Source organism: Duganella aquatilis, assembly GCF_009674565.1.
Lineage (GTDB): Bacteria > Pseudomonadota > Gammaproteobacteria > Burkholderiales > Burkholderiaceae_D > Rugamonas > Rugamonas aquatilis.
Window position 1 is genome coordinate 1 of sequence record NZ_WKJL01000006.1, and the last position, 14,733, is coordinate 14,733.

Here is a 14,733-nt window from a genome sequence, read left to right on the forward strand (position 1 = left end):
GCCCAGCCGCGCGCCGGCCGCCTTGCTGCCGATCAGCGCCAGCGCGGCGCCGTCGGCGGCGGGGGCGGAGTTGCCCGCCGTATGCAGGTGCCGCAGGCCGTCCAACTGCTGGTATTTGCGCAGGGCCAGGCTGGCGAAGCCGGTTTCCGCCATCGCGGCGAAGGCAGGCTTCAGGCCTTCCAGCGTCTGCATGCTGGTGGACGGTTTGACGAGTTCGTCCTCTTCGAGGATCAGCACGCCGTTCTGGTCGCGTACCGGCACGACGGAGCGGAAGCGGCCGTCGGCGCGCGCGGCGGCGGCCCGCAGCTGGGAACGCAGCGCGTAGGCGTCCAGTTGCTCGCGCTGGCTGTCATCCAGCGTGGCGACCAGGTCGGCGGCCACGCCTTGCGGCATGAAGCCGGTGCGCAGGCTGGTGTCGGGATCGAGCGACCAGGCGCCGCCGTCGGCGCCTTCCGGCACGCGCGACATCGATTCGACGCCGCCGGCGACGATCAGGTCTTCCCAGCCGGAACGCACCTTCTGCGCCGCCAGGTTGACCGCTTCCAGGCCGGAGGCGCAAAAGCGGTTCAGCTGCACGCCGGCCACTTTCCAGTCCCAGCCGGCGGCCAGCGCGGCGATGCGCGCCAGGTCCGCACCCTGGTCGCCGACCGGCGTGACGCAGCCCAGCACCAGGTCGTCGATCAGCGCGGTGTCGATCTGGTGGCGCTCGCGCAGTTCATGCAGCAGCCCGGTGACCAGCGAAACCGGTTTGACGCTGTGCAGGCTGCCGTCATGCGTGCCGCGTCCGCGCGGCGTCCGGATGGCTTCATAAATATAGGCGTCGCTCATGGGATCTCCTTTTTTTGTATGCTAGTCTGCTCATTGTTCAAGAAAATTGACGACAGCGATTTGAACGGAGACAAAATGCAGCCTTTCGATACCCACGAAGTGCGCAATACTGTTGCGCCGTTTGAGAACATCAACCTGTTTGCGGCCGATCCGGCCTTGCAGGAAGCCTTGGCGCGCGAAGGCGCGGCCGACGCGGCGGCGTCGCTGCACGCGCTGGGCGCCGAACTGGGCCGGGCGGAAACGCTGGACCTGGCGCGCCTGGCCAACCTCTACTCTCCCACCTTGCACAATTTCGACCGCGAAGGCCATCGCATTGACGAGGTGGAATTCCATCCAGCCTGGCACCAGCTGATGGCGCTGCTGATCGGCCATGGCGCGCATTCGTCGCCGTGGATGGACGGCAACGGCGCCCAGGTGGCGCGCGCCGCCCGCTATCTGCTGTTCGGCCAGGTGGAGAATGGCTCGCAGTGCCCGGTGACCATGACCTACGCCTCGGTGCCGGCGCTGCGGCAGGCGCCGCGCATTGCCGCCAGGTGGCTGCCCAAGATCCTGTCCAACGCATACGATCCGCGCTCGCTGCCGGTGGAGCAAAAGACCGGCGCCCTGATCGGCATGGGCATGACCGAGAAGCAGGGCGGTTCCGACGTGCGCGCCAACACCACCCGCGCCGAGCCGGTGGCGCCTTCCGAAGCGCGCGCCTTGTTCGGCGAGGAGGGCGAGGACGTGTTTCGCATCGTCGGCCACAAGTGGTTTTTCTCGGCGCCGCAGAGCGACGCCCACCTGATCCTGGCGCAGACCGATGACGGCGGCAGCGCCGGCCTGTCGTGCTTCTTCCTGCCGCGCTACCTGCCGAACGGCGAGCGCAACGCCATCCGCGTGCAGCGGCTCAAGGACAAGGTGGGCAACCGCTCGAACGCCTCGTCCGAAGTGGAATTCACCGGCGCCTACGGCTGGCTGATCGGCAAGCTGGGACGCGGCATCCCGACCATCCTGGAAATGGGCGGCCACACCCGGCTCGATTGCGTGCTTGGCAGCGCCGGGGCGATGCGCGCGGCGCTGACGCATGCGCTGCACCACGCGCGGCGCCGGGTGGCTTTCGGCCGGCCGCTGGCCGAGCAGCCGCTGATGCAGAACGTGCTGGCCGACCTGGCGCTGGAATCGGAAGCCGCCACCGCGCTGGCGATGCGGCTGGCGCGCTGCTTCGACGAATCGCGCGACCCGGCGCAGGCGATGCTGGCGCGTATTTTGACGCCGGCCGGCAAGTACTGGGTCTGCAAGCGCGGACCGGGCTTCGGCGCCGAGGCGATGGAAGTCATCGGCGGCAGCGGCTACGTCGAGGACAGCCCTTTGGCGCGCCTGTACCGCGAACTGCCGGTCAATTCGATCTGGGAAGGTTCGGGCAACGTGATGTGCCTGGACCTGCTGCGCGCCTTCGGCAAATCGCCCGACGCGCGCGAGGCGCTGGCGACGGAACTGGCGCAGGCCGGCAATGGCGACATTTTCTTCGTCGCCTACCGCAGCACGCTGCTGGCCGATCTGGCGCAGCAGCAGGCCGACGAATTCAGCGCCCGCGTGCTGGCCGAGCGGGTGGTGCTGGCGGTGCAGGCGGCGCTGCTGCTGCGCCATGCGCCAGCCTATGTGTCGTCGGCCTTCGTCGCCTCGCGCCTCAAGCGCGAACCGGGCGGCGCTTACGGACGGCTGCCGCCGGGCGTCGATTGCGCGGCCATTCTGGCTAGGGCATTGGTGGAATAGACTAGTATAATGACGGCATACACCCATCTGAACAAGAGCCTGCCTAATGAAACAAGACCCGCGTTTTCCTAACCTGTTCATTACCGATCACCCGCTGATCCAGCACAAACTGAGTCATATGCGTTCCAAGGATACGTCGACCCGTACCTTCCGCGACCTGCTCAAGGAAATCACACTGCTGATGGGTTACGAGATTACCCGCGACTTGCCGCTGACCACCCGCACCATTGAAACGCCGCTGATGACCATCGACGCGCCGGTCATCGCCGGCCGCAAGCTGGCCATCGTGCCGATCCTGCGCGCCGGCATCGGCATGAGCGACGGCCTGCTGGACCTGGTGCCGTCGGCCCGCGTCGGCCACATCGGCGTGTTCCGCGACCCGGAAACCCACCAGCCGGTGGAATACCTGGTGCGCCTGCCGGACACGATCGAACGCACCTTCATCCTGTGCGACCCGATGGTGGCGACCGGCAATTCGGCCGTGCATGCGGTCGACGTCCTGAAAAAACGCGGCGTGACCGACGACCAGATCATCTTCCTGGCGCTGGTGGCAGCGCCGGAAGGCATTGAAGTCTTCCAGAAAGCCCATCCCGGCGTGAAGATCTACTGCGCCTCGCTGGATTCGCATTTGAACGACCACGCTTACATCGTGCCTGGACTGGGCGACGCCGGCGACCGCATTTTCGGGACCAAATAATATGGCTACGCCCGTCGATCCCGATTTCCGCGCCAGGCTGGCCGCGCTGAACGACAAGTTCGCCGCCACCGTGCCAGGCACCCTGGACAAGATCCGCGCCGCGCTGGCCGCCTGTGTGGCGGAAAACGTCGCCGCCGGCGCCGCGCCGTCGCAAGCCGCGCTGCACCAGCTGCACGAAGTGCTGCACGGCGTGGCCGGTTCGGCCGGCACCTTCGGCTTTGCCGTGTTCGGCCAGGAATCGCGCCGCATCGAACAGATGGTGCGCGCGGTGCTGGGCAGCGGGGAAGGCTGGGCGCCGGTGGTGCCGGAAGTCGAGAAGCTGCTGGTGTGGGCCGCCCGTGACGCCAAGGCAAGCCAGTACGACTAATCGTGCGCTTGATCTGCCTCAAACCCTATAGGATTTAATTGTCTATAGTGACATTCACGGCCCCACGTGAGAGTTTTCTAGCAAAAAAAGCGACGCTTTGCATTTATTTTCGTGAAAACGTGCTTTTCTCTCGTAAATGGGTATAATGCGGCATCGTTTAGATTCAAGAGTAGTACAGTTTGTCTTTCTTGCCTCAAAAACGATATCACGGGCGCAAGCCCAAATTAACTGAAATAGGAATTGTAATGGCAACTGGTATCGTAAAATGGTTCAATGACTCGAAGGGTTTCGGCTTTATCACCCCTGACGAAGGCGGCGAAGATCTGTTCGCTCACTTCTCGGCGATTCAGTCGGCTGGCTTCAAGTCGCTGCAAGAGAACCAACGCGTTTCTTTCGAAGTAACCGCTGGCCCTAAAGGCAAGCAAGCTTCGAACATTCAGCCTCTGTAATACGCTGGATCTAACGATCAAGAAATCCTCGGTATCCGAGGATTTTTTTTCGCCTGAATGTTTTAGATTGTTTTATTTTCCGGACTTGCGCCAGTAATCCGGTTGCGCATAGGTGTGGCGCAGGAAGTCCACGAAGGCCCGTATCCGCAACGGCAAATGCCGGCGCTGCGCGAACACCGCATAAATATCATTGCCCGGCGCCGAATAGCCATCCAGCACCGTCTGCAGCTTGCCCGCCTCGATGGCGCTGCCCACTTCCCACATCGACCGCCACGCCAGGCCCTTGCCGGCCAGCGCCCATTCGTGCAGCACCTGGCCGTCGTTGCAGGCCATATTGCCGTTCACCTTCAGCACCACGTTCTTGCCGTCCTCGCGGAAGGTCCAGCCGCGCTGGCTGCCTTCGCTGCTGATCGCCAGGCAATTGTGCTTGCTCAGGTCGGCCAAGGTCTTCGGTTCGCCGTGGCGCTTGAGGTAGGCCGGCGCGCCGACCACCACGCGCTCGTTGTCGGCCAGCTTGATGCTGACCAGGTTGGAGTCCGACATGCTGGCGATACGGATCGCCACGTCGATGCCTTCGCCGACGATGTCGACCACGCGGTCGCTCATGTTCAGCGTGGCGCTGACGTCGCGGTGTTCGGACAGGAAGGAGGGCAGCAGCGGCGCCACGTGCTGGCGGCCGAAGCCGGCCGGCGCCGAGATCATCAGATGCCCGGTGGCGTGCGAGCTGCGTTCGGCCACCGCCGATTCCGCTTCCTCCAGTTCGGCCAGGATGCGCTGGCAGTCCTCCAGGAAGGCGGCGCCTTCGTCGGTCAGCGCCAGCTTGCGCGTGGTGCGTTGCAGCAGCTTGACGCCCAGGCGCGCCTCCAGCGCATCCAGCCGGCGGCCGATCATTGCCGGGGCGATGCCCTCGGCGCGCGCGGCAGCCGACAGGCTCCCTCTGGCGACCACCTCGACAAAGGTGGATATCTGTCTGAACTGCCCCATGCCTGCTTGTCTCCGTCAGTTTTTACAAAAACGCATAGATGAAATGATTTTTAGTCTAGTTTGTATAACTAAAGAGTGAATATACTGTAAAACAATGCGGTGTGTAACCGAGCCAACACACTAAAAACATCGCACTGCAACAAGCCTATAATGAGACCGATTCGTTAATATTTTTCTACGGAGACACGACATGACGCAGTCCACCATCACTCTGCCAGCAGGCATGGAAATCACCGGCGAGATCAAGCCGGGCTACGCAGCAATCCTGACGCCGGAAGCGCTCGGGATGGTAGCCAAGCTGAGCCGCGAATTCGAAGCGCGCCGCCAGCAATTGCTGGCCGTGCGTGTGGAACGCGCCAAGCGCCTGGACGCCGGCGAGCGTCCTGACTTCCTGGCCGAAACCGCGCACATCCGCAGCGGCGACTGGACCATCGCGCCGATTCCAAAAGCGCTGGAATGTCGCCGCGTGGAAATCACCGGCCCGGTCGAGCGCAAGATGGTCATCAACGCGCTGAACTCCGGCGCCGACAGCTACATGACCGACTTCGAGGATTCGAATACGCCGAACTGGGACAATCAGCTGACCGGCCAGATCAATATGAAGGACGCGGTGCGCGGCACCATTGCGCTGGAGCAGAACGGCAAGTCCTACAAGCTGAACGACAAGGTCGCCACGCTGGTGGTGCGTCCGCGCGGCTGGCACCTGGATGAAAAACACGTGCTGGTCGACGGCAAGCGCGTTTCCGGCGGCATCTTCGACTTCGCACTGTTCATGGTGCACAACGCCAAGGAGCAGCTGGCACGCGGCGCCGGCCCGTACTTCTACCTGCCGAAGATGGAGTCGCACCTGGAGGCGCGCCTGTGGAACGACATCTTCGTGCTGACGCAAAACGAACTGGGCCTGCCGCAAGGCACCATCAAGGCCACCGTGCTGATCGAAACCATCCTGGCCGCGTTCGAGATGGACGAGATCCTGTACGAACTGCGCGAACACAGCTCCGGCCTGAACGCCGGCCGCTGGGACTACATCTTCTCGTGCATCAAGAAGTTCAAGCTGGACAAGGATTTCTGCCTGGCCGACCGCGCCAAGGTGACGATGACCGCGCCATTCATGCGCGCCTACGCCTTGCTGCTGCTGAAGACCTGCCACAAGCGCAACGCGCCGGCGATCGGCGGCATGGCCGCGCTGATCCCAATCAAGAACGATCCTGAAAAGAACGACATCGCCATGGGCGGCGTGCGCAACGACAAGGCGCGCGACGCCACCGACGGCTACGACGGCGGCTGGGTCGCGCACCCGGGCCTGGTCGACCTGGCGATGGCCGAATTCAAGAAAGTGCTGGGCGATAAGCCGAACCAGATCGACAAGCAGCGTCCAGACATCGATGTGGCCGCGGCGCAGCTGCTGGACTTCAAGCCGGAAGCGCCGATCACCGAGGCCGGCCTGCGCTACAACATCAACGTCGGCATCCACTACCTGGGCAGTTGGCTGGCTGGCAACGGCTGCGTGCCGATCCACAACTTGATGGAAGATGCAGCGACGGCGGAAATCAGCCGCTCGCAAGTGTGGCAGTGGATTCGTTCCACCAAGGGCGTGCTGGAAGACGGCCGCAAGGTCACCGCCGACATGGTGCGCGCGATGATTCCGGAAGAACTGGCCAAGGTGCAGGCCGCCGCGCCGGGCGGCGACGGCCCGACCTATCCGCGCGCCGCGCAGATCTTCGAGCAGATGTCGACTTCGGAAGCGTTCGAGGAATTCCTGACGCTGCCGCTGTACGAAGAAATCTAAACACCACGGCCCGCAAGGGCCGTTTTCTTTAGAAGTCGTTTTTCCACAAACGCAGCGCGGTGAAGGTGGCCAGCGGCGTATCGACGCGATCGAGACGCCCGGCCTTCACCAGCTGCTCCGCAATCGCCGGCTCGCGGTAGCGCAGGAAGGGGTTGGTCGCCTTTTCCAGGCCGATGGTGCTGGGCACGGTCGGCACATCGTGCTCGCGCTTGTCGGTTTCCACCTTTACCCGTTCCTGCAGCGCCACATTGTCCGGGTCCACCACGCGCGCGAAGCGCAGGTTGGACAGCGTGTACTCGTGCGCGCAATACACCTTGGCATCGTCCGGCAACGCGGCCAGCTTGCCGAGGGAGCTGATCATCTGCGCCGGCGTGCCTTCAAACAGCCGGCCGCAGCCGCCCGCAAACAAGGTGTCTCCGCAGAACAGCCAGGCCGGCTCGTCGCCATGCGCCTCGCGCACGTAGGCGATGTGGCCCATGGTGTGGCCCGGCACGTCCAGCACCGACAGTTTCAGCGCCAGACCCGGCACGTCGACGATCTTGCCTTCGCCCACGGGCAAAGTGACCGCGGCTATCGTCTCGTTGCGCGGGCCGAAAACGGGAACCTGATAATGCTGTAATAATTCAGGAACGCCGCCGATATGGTCAGCGTGGTGATGGGTGAGTAGAATGGCGGTGAGCTTGAGTCCGTTTTCTTTCAGCGCCGCCAGCACAGGTTTGGCGTCGCCCGGGTCGACCACCGCGGCATGTGTGCCATCATGTATCAACCACAGATAATTATCGCGGAATGCAGGAACCGTTAGAACACTGAGAGCTTGAGTAGAAGATATGGTCATTGGATTGCAAAAGGCTAAGCATGGATAAGGCGGGGTCGGAGAAATCCATTATAGCGCTGGAAGGCTGGCTGCAAACGCCCGCAGGTGTGTACATGCGTGCGTGGGAACAAAGCTGTCTCGATAATTTAACAGCGGATATCTTCGGCTATAACGCGGTGCAGATCGGTATGCCTCAAATTGATGCACTGGCGGCCAGCCGCATGCCCTACAAATTGCTGGCTGACCGCAAGCCGCGCGCCGCGCAGGAGGAGCAGCGCACGGTGGCCGTCACGCTGGATTACACCGAGCTGCCGTTCGCCTCGCAAAGCATCGACCTGATCGTGCTGCCGCACGTGCTGGAATTCTCCACCGACCCGCACCAGGTGCTGCGCGAAGTCGAGCGGGTGCTGATTCCGGAAGGGCAGGTCATCATCTGCGGCTTCAACCCGGCCAGCCTGTGGGGCGCGCGGCACGTGCTGCGGCGCGTCGGCGGCACCTCGTTCCTGCCCAGGACCGAAGAGCTGATCTCTATGCCGCGCATGAAAGACTGGTTAAAATTATTGAATATGAGCGCCAGCCAGAGCCACTTCGGCTGCTACGCGCCGGCCTGCCGCACAGATAAATGGCTCAACCGCTACGCCTTCATGGATAATGCCGGGTCGCGCTGGTGGCCATACTTCGGCAGCGTCTACATCGTACAAGCGATCAAGCGCATGAAAGGCATGCGTCTGATCGGTCCGGCATGGACCAGAAAAACGGCAAGCGCCCCGGCGGGTGTGCCGGTCACAAACAAACAACGGGAACAGCAGGATGGATGACAAGGTTGAAATTTTTACCGACGGCGCGTGCAAGGGCAACCCTGGCCTGGGCGGCTGGGGCGCGCTGCTGGTGTCCGGCGGCGCCGAGAAGGAAATCTGCGGCGGCGCGCGCGACACCACCAACAACCGCATGGAGTTGCAGGCGGTGATCGAAGCGCTGAGCGCGCTCAAGCGTCCGTGCAACGTGGTGCTGCACACCGACAGCCAGTACGTGCAAAAAGGCATCAGCGAGTGGATCCACGGCTGGAAGGCGCGCGGCTGGAAAACCGCCAGCAAGGAACCGGTCAAGAACGAAGACCTGTGGAAGGCGCTGGATGCGGCGCAGCAGATGCACACCGTGGAATGGCGCTGGGTGCGCGGCCACAACGGCCATCCCGGCAACGAACGCGCCGACATGCTGGCCAATCGCGGCGTGGAAGTGGCGCGCGGGCGCTGATATACTGCTTGCTGGAACTTATTACGGAACACTATGCGCCAAATCGTCCTCGATACTGAAACCACCGGTATCAACCCCAAGCTGGGCAACCGCATCCTGGAAATCGGCTGCGTCGAGCTGAACAACCGCATGCTGACGGGGAATAATCTCCACTTCTACATCAATCCGGAACGCGAATCGGAAGAGGGCGCGCTGAATGTCCACGGCCTGACCACCGAATTTCTGCGCGATAAGCCAAAATTCCACGAGATTGTTGAGCAGCTGCGCGAATACATCCAGGGCGCCGAAGTCATCATCCACAACGCGCCGTTCGACCTGGGCTTTTTGAACCACGAATTCCGGCTGCTGAACCTGCCGGATTTCAACTCGCACATCGGCGGCGTGATCGACACGCTGGTGCAGGCGAAAGAACTGCATCCGGGCAAGCGCAACTCGCTGGATGCGCTGTGCGACCGTTACGGCATCTCCAACTCGCACCGCAAACTGCACGGCGCGCTGCTGGATGCGGAATTGCTGGCGGACGTCTACCTGGCCATGACGCGTGGGCAGAACAGCCTGGGCATGGATGTGGAAGAGGAAGTAGTCAACATCGGCGACATGCTGGAGCCGGTAGCGATGGCCGACATCATCTTCGTGCCGGCGTCGGACGATGAGTTGGCGGCGCACGCGGAAACGCTGGCGGGCCTGGACAAGGCGGTGAAAGGGCAGTGCATCTGGACCGCATCGCTGGCCGCACCGGCTGCCGCTTAAACAGGACTTGCAACAAGCGGGTGCAAGCTCTATAATGCTCGCACTCAACGGGAGGTTAGCTCAGGGGTAGAGCACTGCATTCACACTGCAGGGGTCGCAAGTTCGAAACTTGCACTTCCCACCAAGAATTCTTAGTGATTTCAATCACTTATCAAAAAAGCCGATCCGTCAAAAGATCGGCTTTTTTGTTGGGTGTAATTTTTGGGTGTAATTTACTTCGTCGCTAAGCTAGATAGCTTGTCCAATGCCTCGTCCGCTTTGTTCAAGCCGGCGGATCGTAGATTCGCTGCCGCAGAGAGCTGCTGCCGGTTCAATCCGCCGGTGGTCTTGCTGGCGACGAGTTCAGCGATTCGTTCCAGTTTCCGTTCGTTCATCATCATGGCGGAGTCTCCTTTGCCAGCGCCGCGCATGCTTGCCATAGGCCCCAGCTGTAGTGGGTGTACCGGATGAGGTAGTCGCCGGCGCCGTCAATCTCGAACGCGCGAACCGGCCAACCGATGCCGCGAGCGGCCGACTCGAACAGCTCGCGTTCGCGCGCCGGCGTGCGCCTGGATGGCCGGTACCTTCAGCCAGAAGACTTCCTCCTCCAGCTGTAGCACGCGGCGGCGCAGCGCGGCGTTTGCCTCGGCTTAGCGCTTCAATTCTTTGACCAGGCGCTCGTGCGGCCAGGCCATCAGCATCTCGTGGAGGCTCATGCGGCGCCGCCTTCCGCCGCGCGCCTGGCGCGCTCAGCCCACGCGCGCCGGCCGAACTCGCACGGCCAGCACTGCGTCCGCCAGCCGGTCGATCTCGCGACTATCGCACCAGTCTGGCTGCTCGGCGCCAGCGGCGATCTCGTCGCTGATGGCCTGGCCGATCAGGTCGCGCAAGTCGTCGTGCGGCGGTGCTGTTGCAGTTTTATCGTTCACGTTGCTTCCTCAATAATCGTTATGTCACACGGCCGGACCGGCCTGGTGATGCCCTCCAGGTAGACGACCATCTCGTCGTCGGCCTTGTGCCAGCAGAAGCCGGTGATGAACTGCTTGACGCTCAGGTGCAGGATCGGGCGGCAGCGCTGCTTTGCGCGGCGAATGCGCATGTCATGCTGTCCGCCAGATCGCGCGCCGTGGGCGGCGGCAGTGTGTCCCGCACGCTCATGACAGCGCCTACCAGATGTTAGCCAGCACCGCCGCGCCGTAGAGCAGGGCGATTAGTTGCCATGCGCGGCGCCGGCAGTGCGGGTCGCTGGGCATCGGGGCTTGCAAAGATTGGTATAGATCACTTTTGAGTTTGCGTTTCATTTTTGCAATTTCTTATGTCTAGCCAGCCACAAAATTCGGATAGTTACTTTGCTTCACGTAGAGTTACTTGCATGTTCGATGCAAGAAAGTGTGACATTTGAGTGCTAGAGGAATGCTGTGACAATGTGCGTATTTTTACGCGTCAATTTTGGCTCCTCTTCTGAGCGCGATTTTCACTATTTCTCCTATGAAAACAGCTTAATCTGCGCGTCTTTTTTCCTTCATAAATAGAGTAAAAAATCTCTCGCAAAACTCACCAAAAATCACGACATTTCCACAGGCCAATTTTGTGTGTGAATTGTGAATATTCGATAGATTGTTTTCGTGCGATAAAATTCTTCCCGTAGATCAACACTTCATAGCTTCTTGATCACCTGACTAACGCAGCCATCCAAGCGATGCTCACCTCAACGAATTGTGTAAAAATGAAAACTTTTGCTAAAGTATTTGCCATCGTTCTGTTTAGCCTGCCACTGCTGGCCAGCGCCGCCGGGAAAATCTCCACCGCCTCCATGCAAGTCAGCTTTGAAGTGAAAGAGTCCTGCAACGTGCAGAGCTCGGCCGCTGCCACCGCTGCCGCCGCCAAAGCCACGCCGGCCGTCGCCTGCCAGCTGAAAAGCCCTTATGCCATGACCCCCACCCAGGCTGTTGCTGCCAACAGCACCACCACCCAAACCACCGCCATCCGTCAGGAAACTGCTGCCGGCGAATGGACCATCACTTTCTAAGCCCCCTCTAGACGCGGTCGCCACGCCTTCATGCTGCCGCCCGCGCAAACTCAGTCACCCAGGCCCAAGGATTAGCTTCCCAACTGTCGGCGCCATTGATCGATTCCCACAGCGCGGCATAGGCCGCAGCCGGTCGGAGTAGGGGGCTGGACTGCCTTTGAACGGCTCGTAAGCCACATCCGCTAACGGCTATTCGGAATCGCGCCAGAAATGCTCGTAGCGGGTCCCCCCCGGCGCGTGCGTCGGCCGCGCTGCAATCATTCAGCCGCTCAACGCGCACGCCTGTGATAAGCACGGCCTTGACGAGCGAACAAGCTATAAGCGAGCACTACTAGGTGGGGTAGGTAGGGTCTGACTCGCGACGTCGTGAGGGTGAGGAGAGAACACGCAGCGCGATCGGAGTTGGTACTCCGTGGTTGACTAGATAATTCCAAGCAGCAACCGATCCCTGTACGTCGTCAACAACGAGCGCGTTCGCGATTGCCTGAGACATATCCACATCAATGCGCATCTTCATTTGGGTCGCAGAGGGCTCGTTATTTCGATATTCAAGTTAGCATATCGACATCAATATCGCTAGCATATTTGAGTATTCAATAAAATTCGTTGTACATGCGTTTGTCCGGAGCCACGGTAGGCGACGAGACTGCGGAGCGGCACCGTAGTATGCGTTTGTAGCTCAATGGTAGAGCTGAAGGCTGCCAAGCTTCAGACGAAGGTTAGTTATGCAGGCGGGCTTCGTTCGCCAAAAGAAAAGCCCGCCACTTCTAAGTCGCAATTTTTTTCATTTGGCGCCACATCGCGAGGCCGCAATGACGCGCCAGCGTAGACTGTCGATCCCAGCAGCGAGCCCAGGTTCGAGTCAGCCGTGCCGGCAGAAACGATGGTAGAGCGTGAAAGCCGCAGCACCCGAGTAAAGTGACCTCTACCCCTACCAGACATCGACATTTTCCGCGGAGCGCCTGATTGACTGCTGGCGCAATGGCGGACGATCCCACGCGCTGTTGATTCGAGCCTCGGCAGGGTGTCGTATGAAGGTGACAATTGTGCAACTTGTCGCATGGATTCAAGCGGAAAGACCTCATTGATGTCAAAATGATAAAAGAAGTGTCCATTTGGACGATCGGTCAACGGAAGGGCTGAAATGGGTGTGGACAGTCGCATGGGGCGCACATGACGGTCAAGGACAGCGCCGGGTGGGTGCCCAGCTCGCTCGTCTTCGCTATCGAATTCGAGGCCAGGTGGACTGCCGAGTCCCGATTCGCCAGCTCGGTTCTCAGCGCGATCGCCGGACAGCTTCCATTCCACAGATACTTCGGCGCCGGACGGCGGGCGCGCACCTTGGGTGTCGGCGCTGACGCGGTGGAGCGCGCGGCCCACGAGGCGACGAGCCTGACCTTTCACCCCGTGGACGGATTCCTGTTGGGCTTGGAGGATCCGCGCGCCGTGGTCGAGCGCATGAACGCCAGCAACGCGCGTGACCTGGGGCGCGAGTGGGACCGGCAGCGCGACCGCCTCTTCGCCGAATACGTCGATGGCGGAGAGGCTTCGCCATTAGCCGACAGGCCGCCCTTTTGGTCGATCTCCAGCGGCGGCGGCCCAGACGGATTCCGGCTCCACGCCTGCCGCGTCTCCCCTGATGGATTCGACGACCCCAAGATTTGCCAGATCGCCTCGCTGGCGACCATCCACTACGCCGTGGAGTATGCCCAGCGGCGCGCGTGCGGCCAGGTTCGGGGAGACAGGACGCTTTCGGGCATCGCGTGCGCCTTGGGCGTCGAGCGGTCCGCTGCGGCGGAGGCTGCGTGGGTCCTGGAGCGGGAGCGCCGCATCCCAGTCGACGTCCTGGCCGCGCGTCTTGGATGCCGCAAGCGGACGCTGGAGCGCGAGCTTCAGGCAGTGGGCCTCACCGCCGGCAAGCTGCGCCTGGCGCAAATGGTGGTCGGCGCGACCAACCAGCTTCACTCCGGCGCGAGCCTCACGCAGATCGCGGCCGACCAGGAGTTCGCCGACCTGGCGCACATGACGCGGGTGTTCAAATCCTCTTGCGGCATGTCGCCAAGCGCCTTGCGCGGGAGCCGCCCATCCTTGGTCGAACGCGCCCCAAGGCGGGGCTTCGGCCTGGCACTGCCCGCCGCGCGATGAACCAATCCCTCGCATACCATGTCGTGGTCCATGCCCTGGAAGGACGTGCGGGCTGGACGCCGATGTCGCGCTTCGCCTCGGTGGTGGCGCACACCATCGATGGCCATCTTACCTACGAGCGCTACAACGCAGCGGGGTGCTCCCGTGCCGCCCAAGGCGCCAAAGAGACGCAGATCGAGCAGGCGGTCCGCGAGTTCTTCGCTTTGGATCTTGCACCGGGCGTGAGGCTGATCGGCGGCTTGTCGTCGCCGGCCGGCATCGTCGAGGGCTTCAATGAATACAACGCCTCGGCCGGCGTGGCCGTGCGCACCAGCGTGTCGATGCCGGCAGCCGGAGGGCGCGCGCCCGTGGTCGTGGCGCGCCGCGAGATGCGGGTCGAGGCCGCCGACCCGGCTCCGTGCAGGATAGGCACGTTGGCCCTGTTCGAGGCGCTGATCTCCAACGCCGAGCGCAACGCCAGGAACAGCCAGCCTCCGACGCTCCAAACCTTGTCGGGCCTGGCCCGAGAGCTTGGCGTCGAGGGATCGGCCGCTGGCGAGGTCGCGCTGGTGTTCGAGTCCGAGGGTGCGATGCCGATCGCGGAGCTGGCGCGCAAGCTGGGCTGCCATCCGCGATCGCTGGCGCGCAAGCTCCAGAGCGAGGGGCTTACCGCCGAAGCCATTCGGTCCGCCGCCCGCATCGTGCGGGCGAGCGACAGGCTGGTCTCCGAGGACAGCTTGACGACCATCGCGATGGAGGAGGGGTTCGCGGACCTCGCGCACATGACGCGGTCATTCAAGCTTTCCGCCGGAATGCAGCCCAGCTTGTTGCGGAGGCTGGTGAGGGCCGACGAGTCGGCGCGATCCGCCAACACTGCCGGTTTCAAACCAAACCCGTTTTCAGTTGTAAAAAATTAA

17 protein-coding genes and 1 tRNA gene are annotated in these 14,733 nt (G+C 62.2%); 12 read left to right on the forward strand and 6 right to left on the reverse strand.

Translation table 11 applies throughout. The features are described from left to right. Window positions 1–828: thiolase family protein (locus GJ698_RS10730; protein ID WP_154357621.1), on the reverse strand; the 828-nt coding region annotated here is incomplete at its 3' end. Window positions 829–903: 75 nt separating this feature from the next. Between GJ698_RS10730 and GJ698_RS10735 the strand changes: the two genes are divergently transcribed. From GJ698_RS10735 to GJ698_RS10750, 4 genes are all read left to right on the forward strand, one after another. Next, entirely contained in the window at window positions 904–2,580 is a 1,677-nt protein-coding gene (locus tag GJ698_RS10735; RefSeq protein WP_154357622.1) for an isovaleryl-CoA dehydrogenase, read from the forward strand. 46 nt (window positions 2,581–2,626) lie between these two features. After that, window positions 2,627–3,277 carry a uracil phosphoribosyltransferase gene (gene upp, locus GJ698_RS10740; RefSeq protein WP_154357623.1) on the forward strand — a complete coding sequence of 217 codons (651 nt, stop codon included), beginning with the start codon at window positions 2,627–2,629 and terminating at the stop codon, window positions 3,275–3,277. Between the two features lies 1 nt (window position 3,278). Then, a complete protein-coding gene (locus GJ698_RS10745) occupies window positions 3,279–3,644 on the forward strand; it encodes an Hpt domain-containing protein (RefSeq protein WP_154357624.1) in 366 nt (121 codons plus the stop codon). Window positions 3,645–3,889: 245 nt separating this feature from the next. After that, on the forward strand, window positions 3,890–4,093 hold the full coding sequence (locus GJ698_RS10750) for a cold-shock protein (protein WP_008448165.1): 204 nt from the start codon (window positions 3,890–3,892) through the stop codon (window positions 4,091–4,093). Between the two features lie 72 nt (window positions 4,094–4,165). Here the strand turns inward: GJ698_RS10750 and GJ698_RS10755 are convergent, their stop codons facing one another. After that, window positions 4,166–5,077 (reverse strand): LysR family transcriptional regulator, encoded by a 912-nt coding sequence (locus GJ698_RS10755; protein WP_154357625.1) that lies wholly within the window; start codon window positions 5,075–5,077, stop codon window positions 4,166–4,168. 190 nt (window positions 5,078–5,267) lie between these two features. On the opposite strand from GJ698_RS10755, the gene aceB reads away from it, so the two are divergent. Beyond that, window positions 5,268–6,866, forward strand: coding sequence for a malate synthase A (gene aceB / locus GJ698_RS10760; protein WP_154357626.1), 1,599 nt, complete (start codon window positions 5,268–5,270; stop codon window positions 6,864–6,866). Window positions 6,867–6,894: 28 nt separating this feature from the next. On the opposite strand, the gene gloB is transcribed toward aceB, so the two are convergent. After that, window positions 6,895–7,701: a hydroxyacylglutathione hydrolase gene (gene gloB / locus GJ698_RS10765; protein ID WP_154357627.1), complete on the reverse strand. Its 807-nt coding sequence runs from the start codon at window positions 7,699–7,701 to the stop codon at window positions 6,895–6,897. A gap of 20 nt (window positions 7,702–7,721) precedes the next feature. On the opposite strand from gloB, the gene GJ698_RS10770 reads away from it, so the two are divergent. From GJ698_RS10770 to GJ698_RS10785, 4 genes are all read left to right on the forward strand, one after another. Next, window positions 7,722–8,498, forward strand: coding sequence for a class I SAM-dependent methyltransferase (locus GJ698_RS10770; protein WP_154357783.1), 777 nt, complete (start codon window positions 7,722–7,724; stop codon window positions 8,496–8,498). Then, the gene (gene rnhA, locus GJ698_RS10775) at window positions 8,491–8,934 is read left to right on the forward strand and encodes a ribonuclease HI (RefSeq protein ID WP_154357628.1); all 444 of its coding nucleotides are present in this window, start codon (window positions 8,491–8,493) and stop codon (window positions 8,932–8,934) included. Before GJ698_RS10770 ends, rnhA begins: the two co-directional genes overlap by 8 nt. Window positions 8,935–8,967: 33 nt before the next feature. Then, window positions 8,968–9,684: a DNA polymerase III subunit epsilon gene (dnaQ, locus tag GJ698_RS10780; protein WP_154357629.1), complete on the forward strand. Its 717-nt coding sequence runs from the start codon at window positions 8,968–8,970 to the stop codon at window positions 9,682–9,684. Between the two features lie 49 nt (window positions 9,685–9,733). After that, a tRNA-Val gene (locus GJ698_RS10785) sits at window positions 9,734–9,808 on the forward strand. Between the two features lie 88 nt (window positions 9,809–9,896). Here GJ698_RS10785 and GJ698_RS10790 read toward each other — a convergent pair. The 3 genes from GJ698_RS10790 to GJ698_RS10800 all read right to left on the reverse strand — a co-directional run bounded on the left by GJ698_RS10790 (window position 9,897) and on the right by GJ698_RS10800 (window position 10,762). Next, window positions 9,897–10,064, reverse strand: a complete 168-nt coding sequence (locus GJ698_RS10790) for a hypothetical protein (protein ID WP_154357630.1) — start codon at window positions 10,062–10,064, stop codon at window positions 9,897–9,899. A gap of 348 nt (window positions 10,065–10,412) precedes the next feature. Further along, window positions 10,413–10,592 carry a hypothetical protein gene (locus GJ698_RS10795; protein WP_154357631.1) on the reverse strand — a complete coding sequence of 60 codons (180 nt, stop codon included), beginning with the start codon at window positions 10,590–10,592 and terminating at the stop codon, window positions 10,413–10,415. Continuing rightward, entirely contained in the window at window positions 10,589–10,762 is a 174-nt protein-coding gene (locus GJ698_RS10800) for a hypothetical protein (protein ID WP_154357632.1), read from the reverse strand. Before GJ698_RS10800 ends, GJ698_RS10795 begins: the two co-directional genes overlap by 4 nt. Before the next feature lie 627 nt (window positions 10,763–11,389). On the opposite strand from GJ698_RS10800, the gene GJ698_RS10805 reads away from it, so the two are divergent. The 3 genes from GJ698_RS10805 to GJ698_RS10815 all read left to right on the forward strand — a co-directional run bounded on the left by GJ698_RS10805 (window position 11,390) and on the right by GJ698_RS10815 (window position 14,733). Next, window positions 11,390–11,692 carry a hypothetical protein gene (locus GJ698_RS10805; RefSeq protein WP_154357633.1) on the forward strand — a complete coding sequence of 101 codons (303 nt, stop codon included), beginning with the start codon at window positions 11,390–11,392 and terminating at the stop codon, window positions 11,690–11,692. Between the two features lie 1,173 nt (window positions 11,693–12,865). Continuing rightward, complete coding sequence (locus GJ698_RS10810) at window positions 12,866–13,837, forward strand: AraC family transcriptional regulator (RefSeq protein ID WP_154357634.1); 972 nt, start codon at window positions 12,866–12,868, stop codon at window positions 13,835–13,837. Next, entirely contained in the window at window positions 13,834–14,733 is a 900-nt protein-coding gene (locus GJ698_RS10815) for a helix-turn-helix domain-containing protein (protein WP_154357635.1), read from the forward strand. The genes GJ698_RS10810 and GJ698_RS10815 overlap by 4 nt, the downstream gene beginning before the upstream one ends.

Excerpts from the sequence above, each read along its gene's own strand:
- GJ698_RS10735 (WP_154357622.1), top strand. The coding sequence starts at position 904 with ATGCAGCCTTTCGATACCCACGAAGTGCGCAATACTGTTGCGCCGTTT.
- upp (WP_154357623.1), top strand. The coding sequence starts at position 2,627 with ATGAAACAAGACCCGCGTTTTCCTAACCTGTTCATTACCGATCACCCG.
- GJ698_RS10745 (WP_154357624.1), top strand. The coding sequence starts at position 3,279 with ATGGCTACGCCCGTCGATCCCGATTTCCGCGCCAGGCTGGCCGCGCTG.
- GJ698_RS10750 (WP_008448165.1), top strand. The coding sequence starts at position 3,890 with ATGGCAACTGGTATCGTAAAATGGTTCAATGACTCGAAGGGTTTCGGC.
- GJ698_RS10755 (WP_154357625.1), bottom strand. The coding sequence starts at position 5,077 with ATGGGGCAGTTCAGACAGATATCCACCTTTGTCGAGGTGGTCGCCAGA.
- aceB (WP_154357626.1), top strand. The coding sequence starts at position 5,268 with ATGACGCAGTCCACCATCACTCTGCCAGCAGGCATGGAAATCACCGGC.
- gloB (WP_154357627.1), bottom strand. The coding sequence starts at position 7,701 with ATGACCATATCTTCTACTCAAGCTCTCAGTGTTCTAACGGTTCCTGCA.
- GJ698_RS10770 (WP_154357783.1), top strand. The coding sequence starts at position 7,722 with ATGGATAAGGCGGGGTCGGAGAAATCCATTATAGCGCTGGAAGGCTGG.
- rnhA (WP_154357628.1), top strand. The coding sequence starts at position 8,491 with ATGGATGACAAGGTTGAAATTTTTACCGACGGCGCGTGCAAGGGCAAC.
- dnaQ (WP_154357629.1), top strand. The coding sequence starts at position 8,968 with ATGCGCCAAATCGTCCTCGATACTGAAACCACCGGTATCAACCCCAAG.
- GJ698_RS10790 (WP_154357630.1), bottom strand. The coding sequence starts at position 10,064 with ATGATGATGAACGAACGGAAACTGGAACGAATCGCTGAACTCGTCGCC.
- GJ698_RS10800 (WP_154357632.1), bottom strand. The coding sequence starts at position 10,762 with ATGCGCATTCGCCGCGCAAAGCAGCGCTGCCGCCCGATCCTGCACCTG.
- GJ698_RS10805 (WP_154357633.1), top strand. The coding sequence starts at position 11,390 with ATGAAAACTTTTGCTAAAGTATTTGCCATCGTTCTGTTTAGCCTGCCA.
- GJ698_RS10810 (WP_154357634.1), top strand. The coding sequence starts at position 12,866 with ATGACGGTCAAGGACAGCGCCGGGTGGGTGCCCAGCTCGCTCGTCTTC.
- GJ698_RS10815 (WP_154357635.1), top strand. The coding sequence starts at position 13,834 with ATGAACCAATCCCTCGCATACCATGTCGTGGTCCATGCCCTGGAAGGA.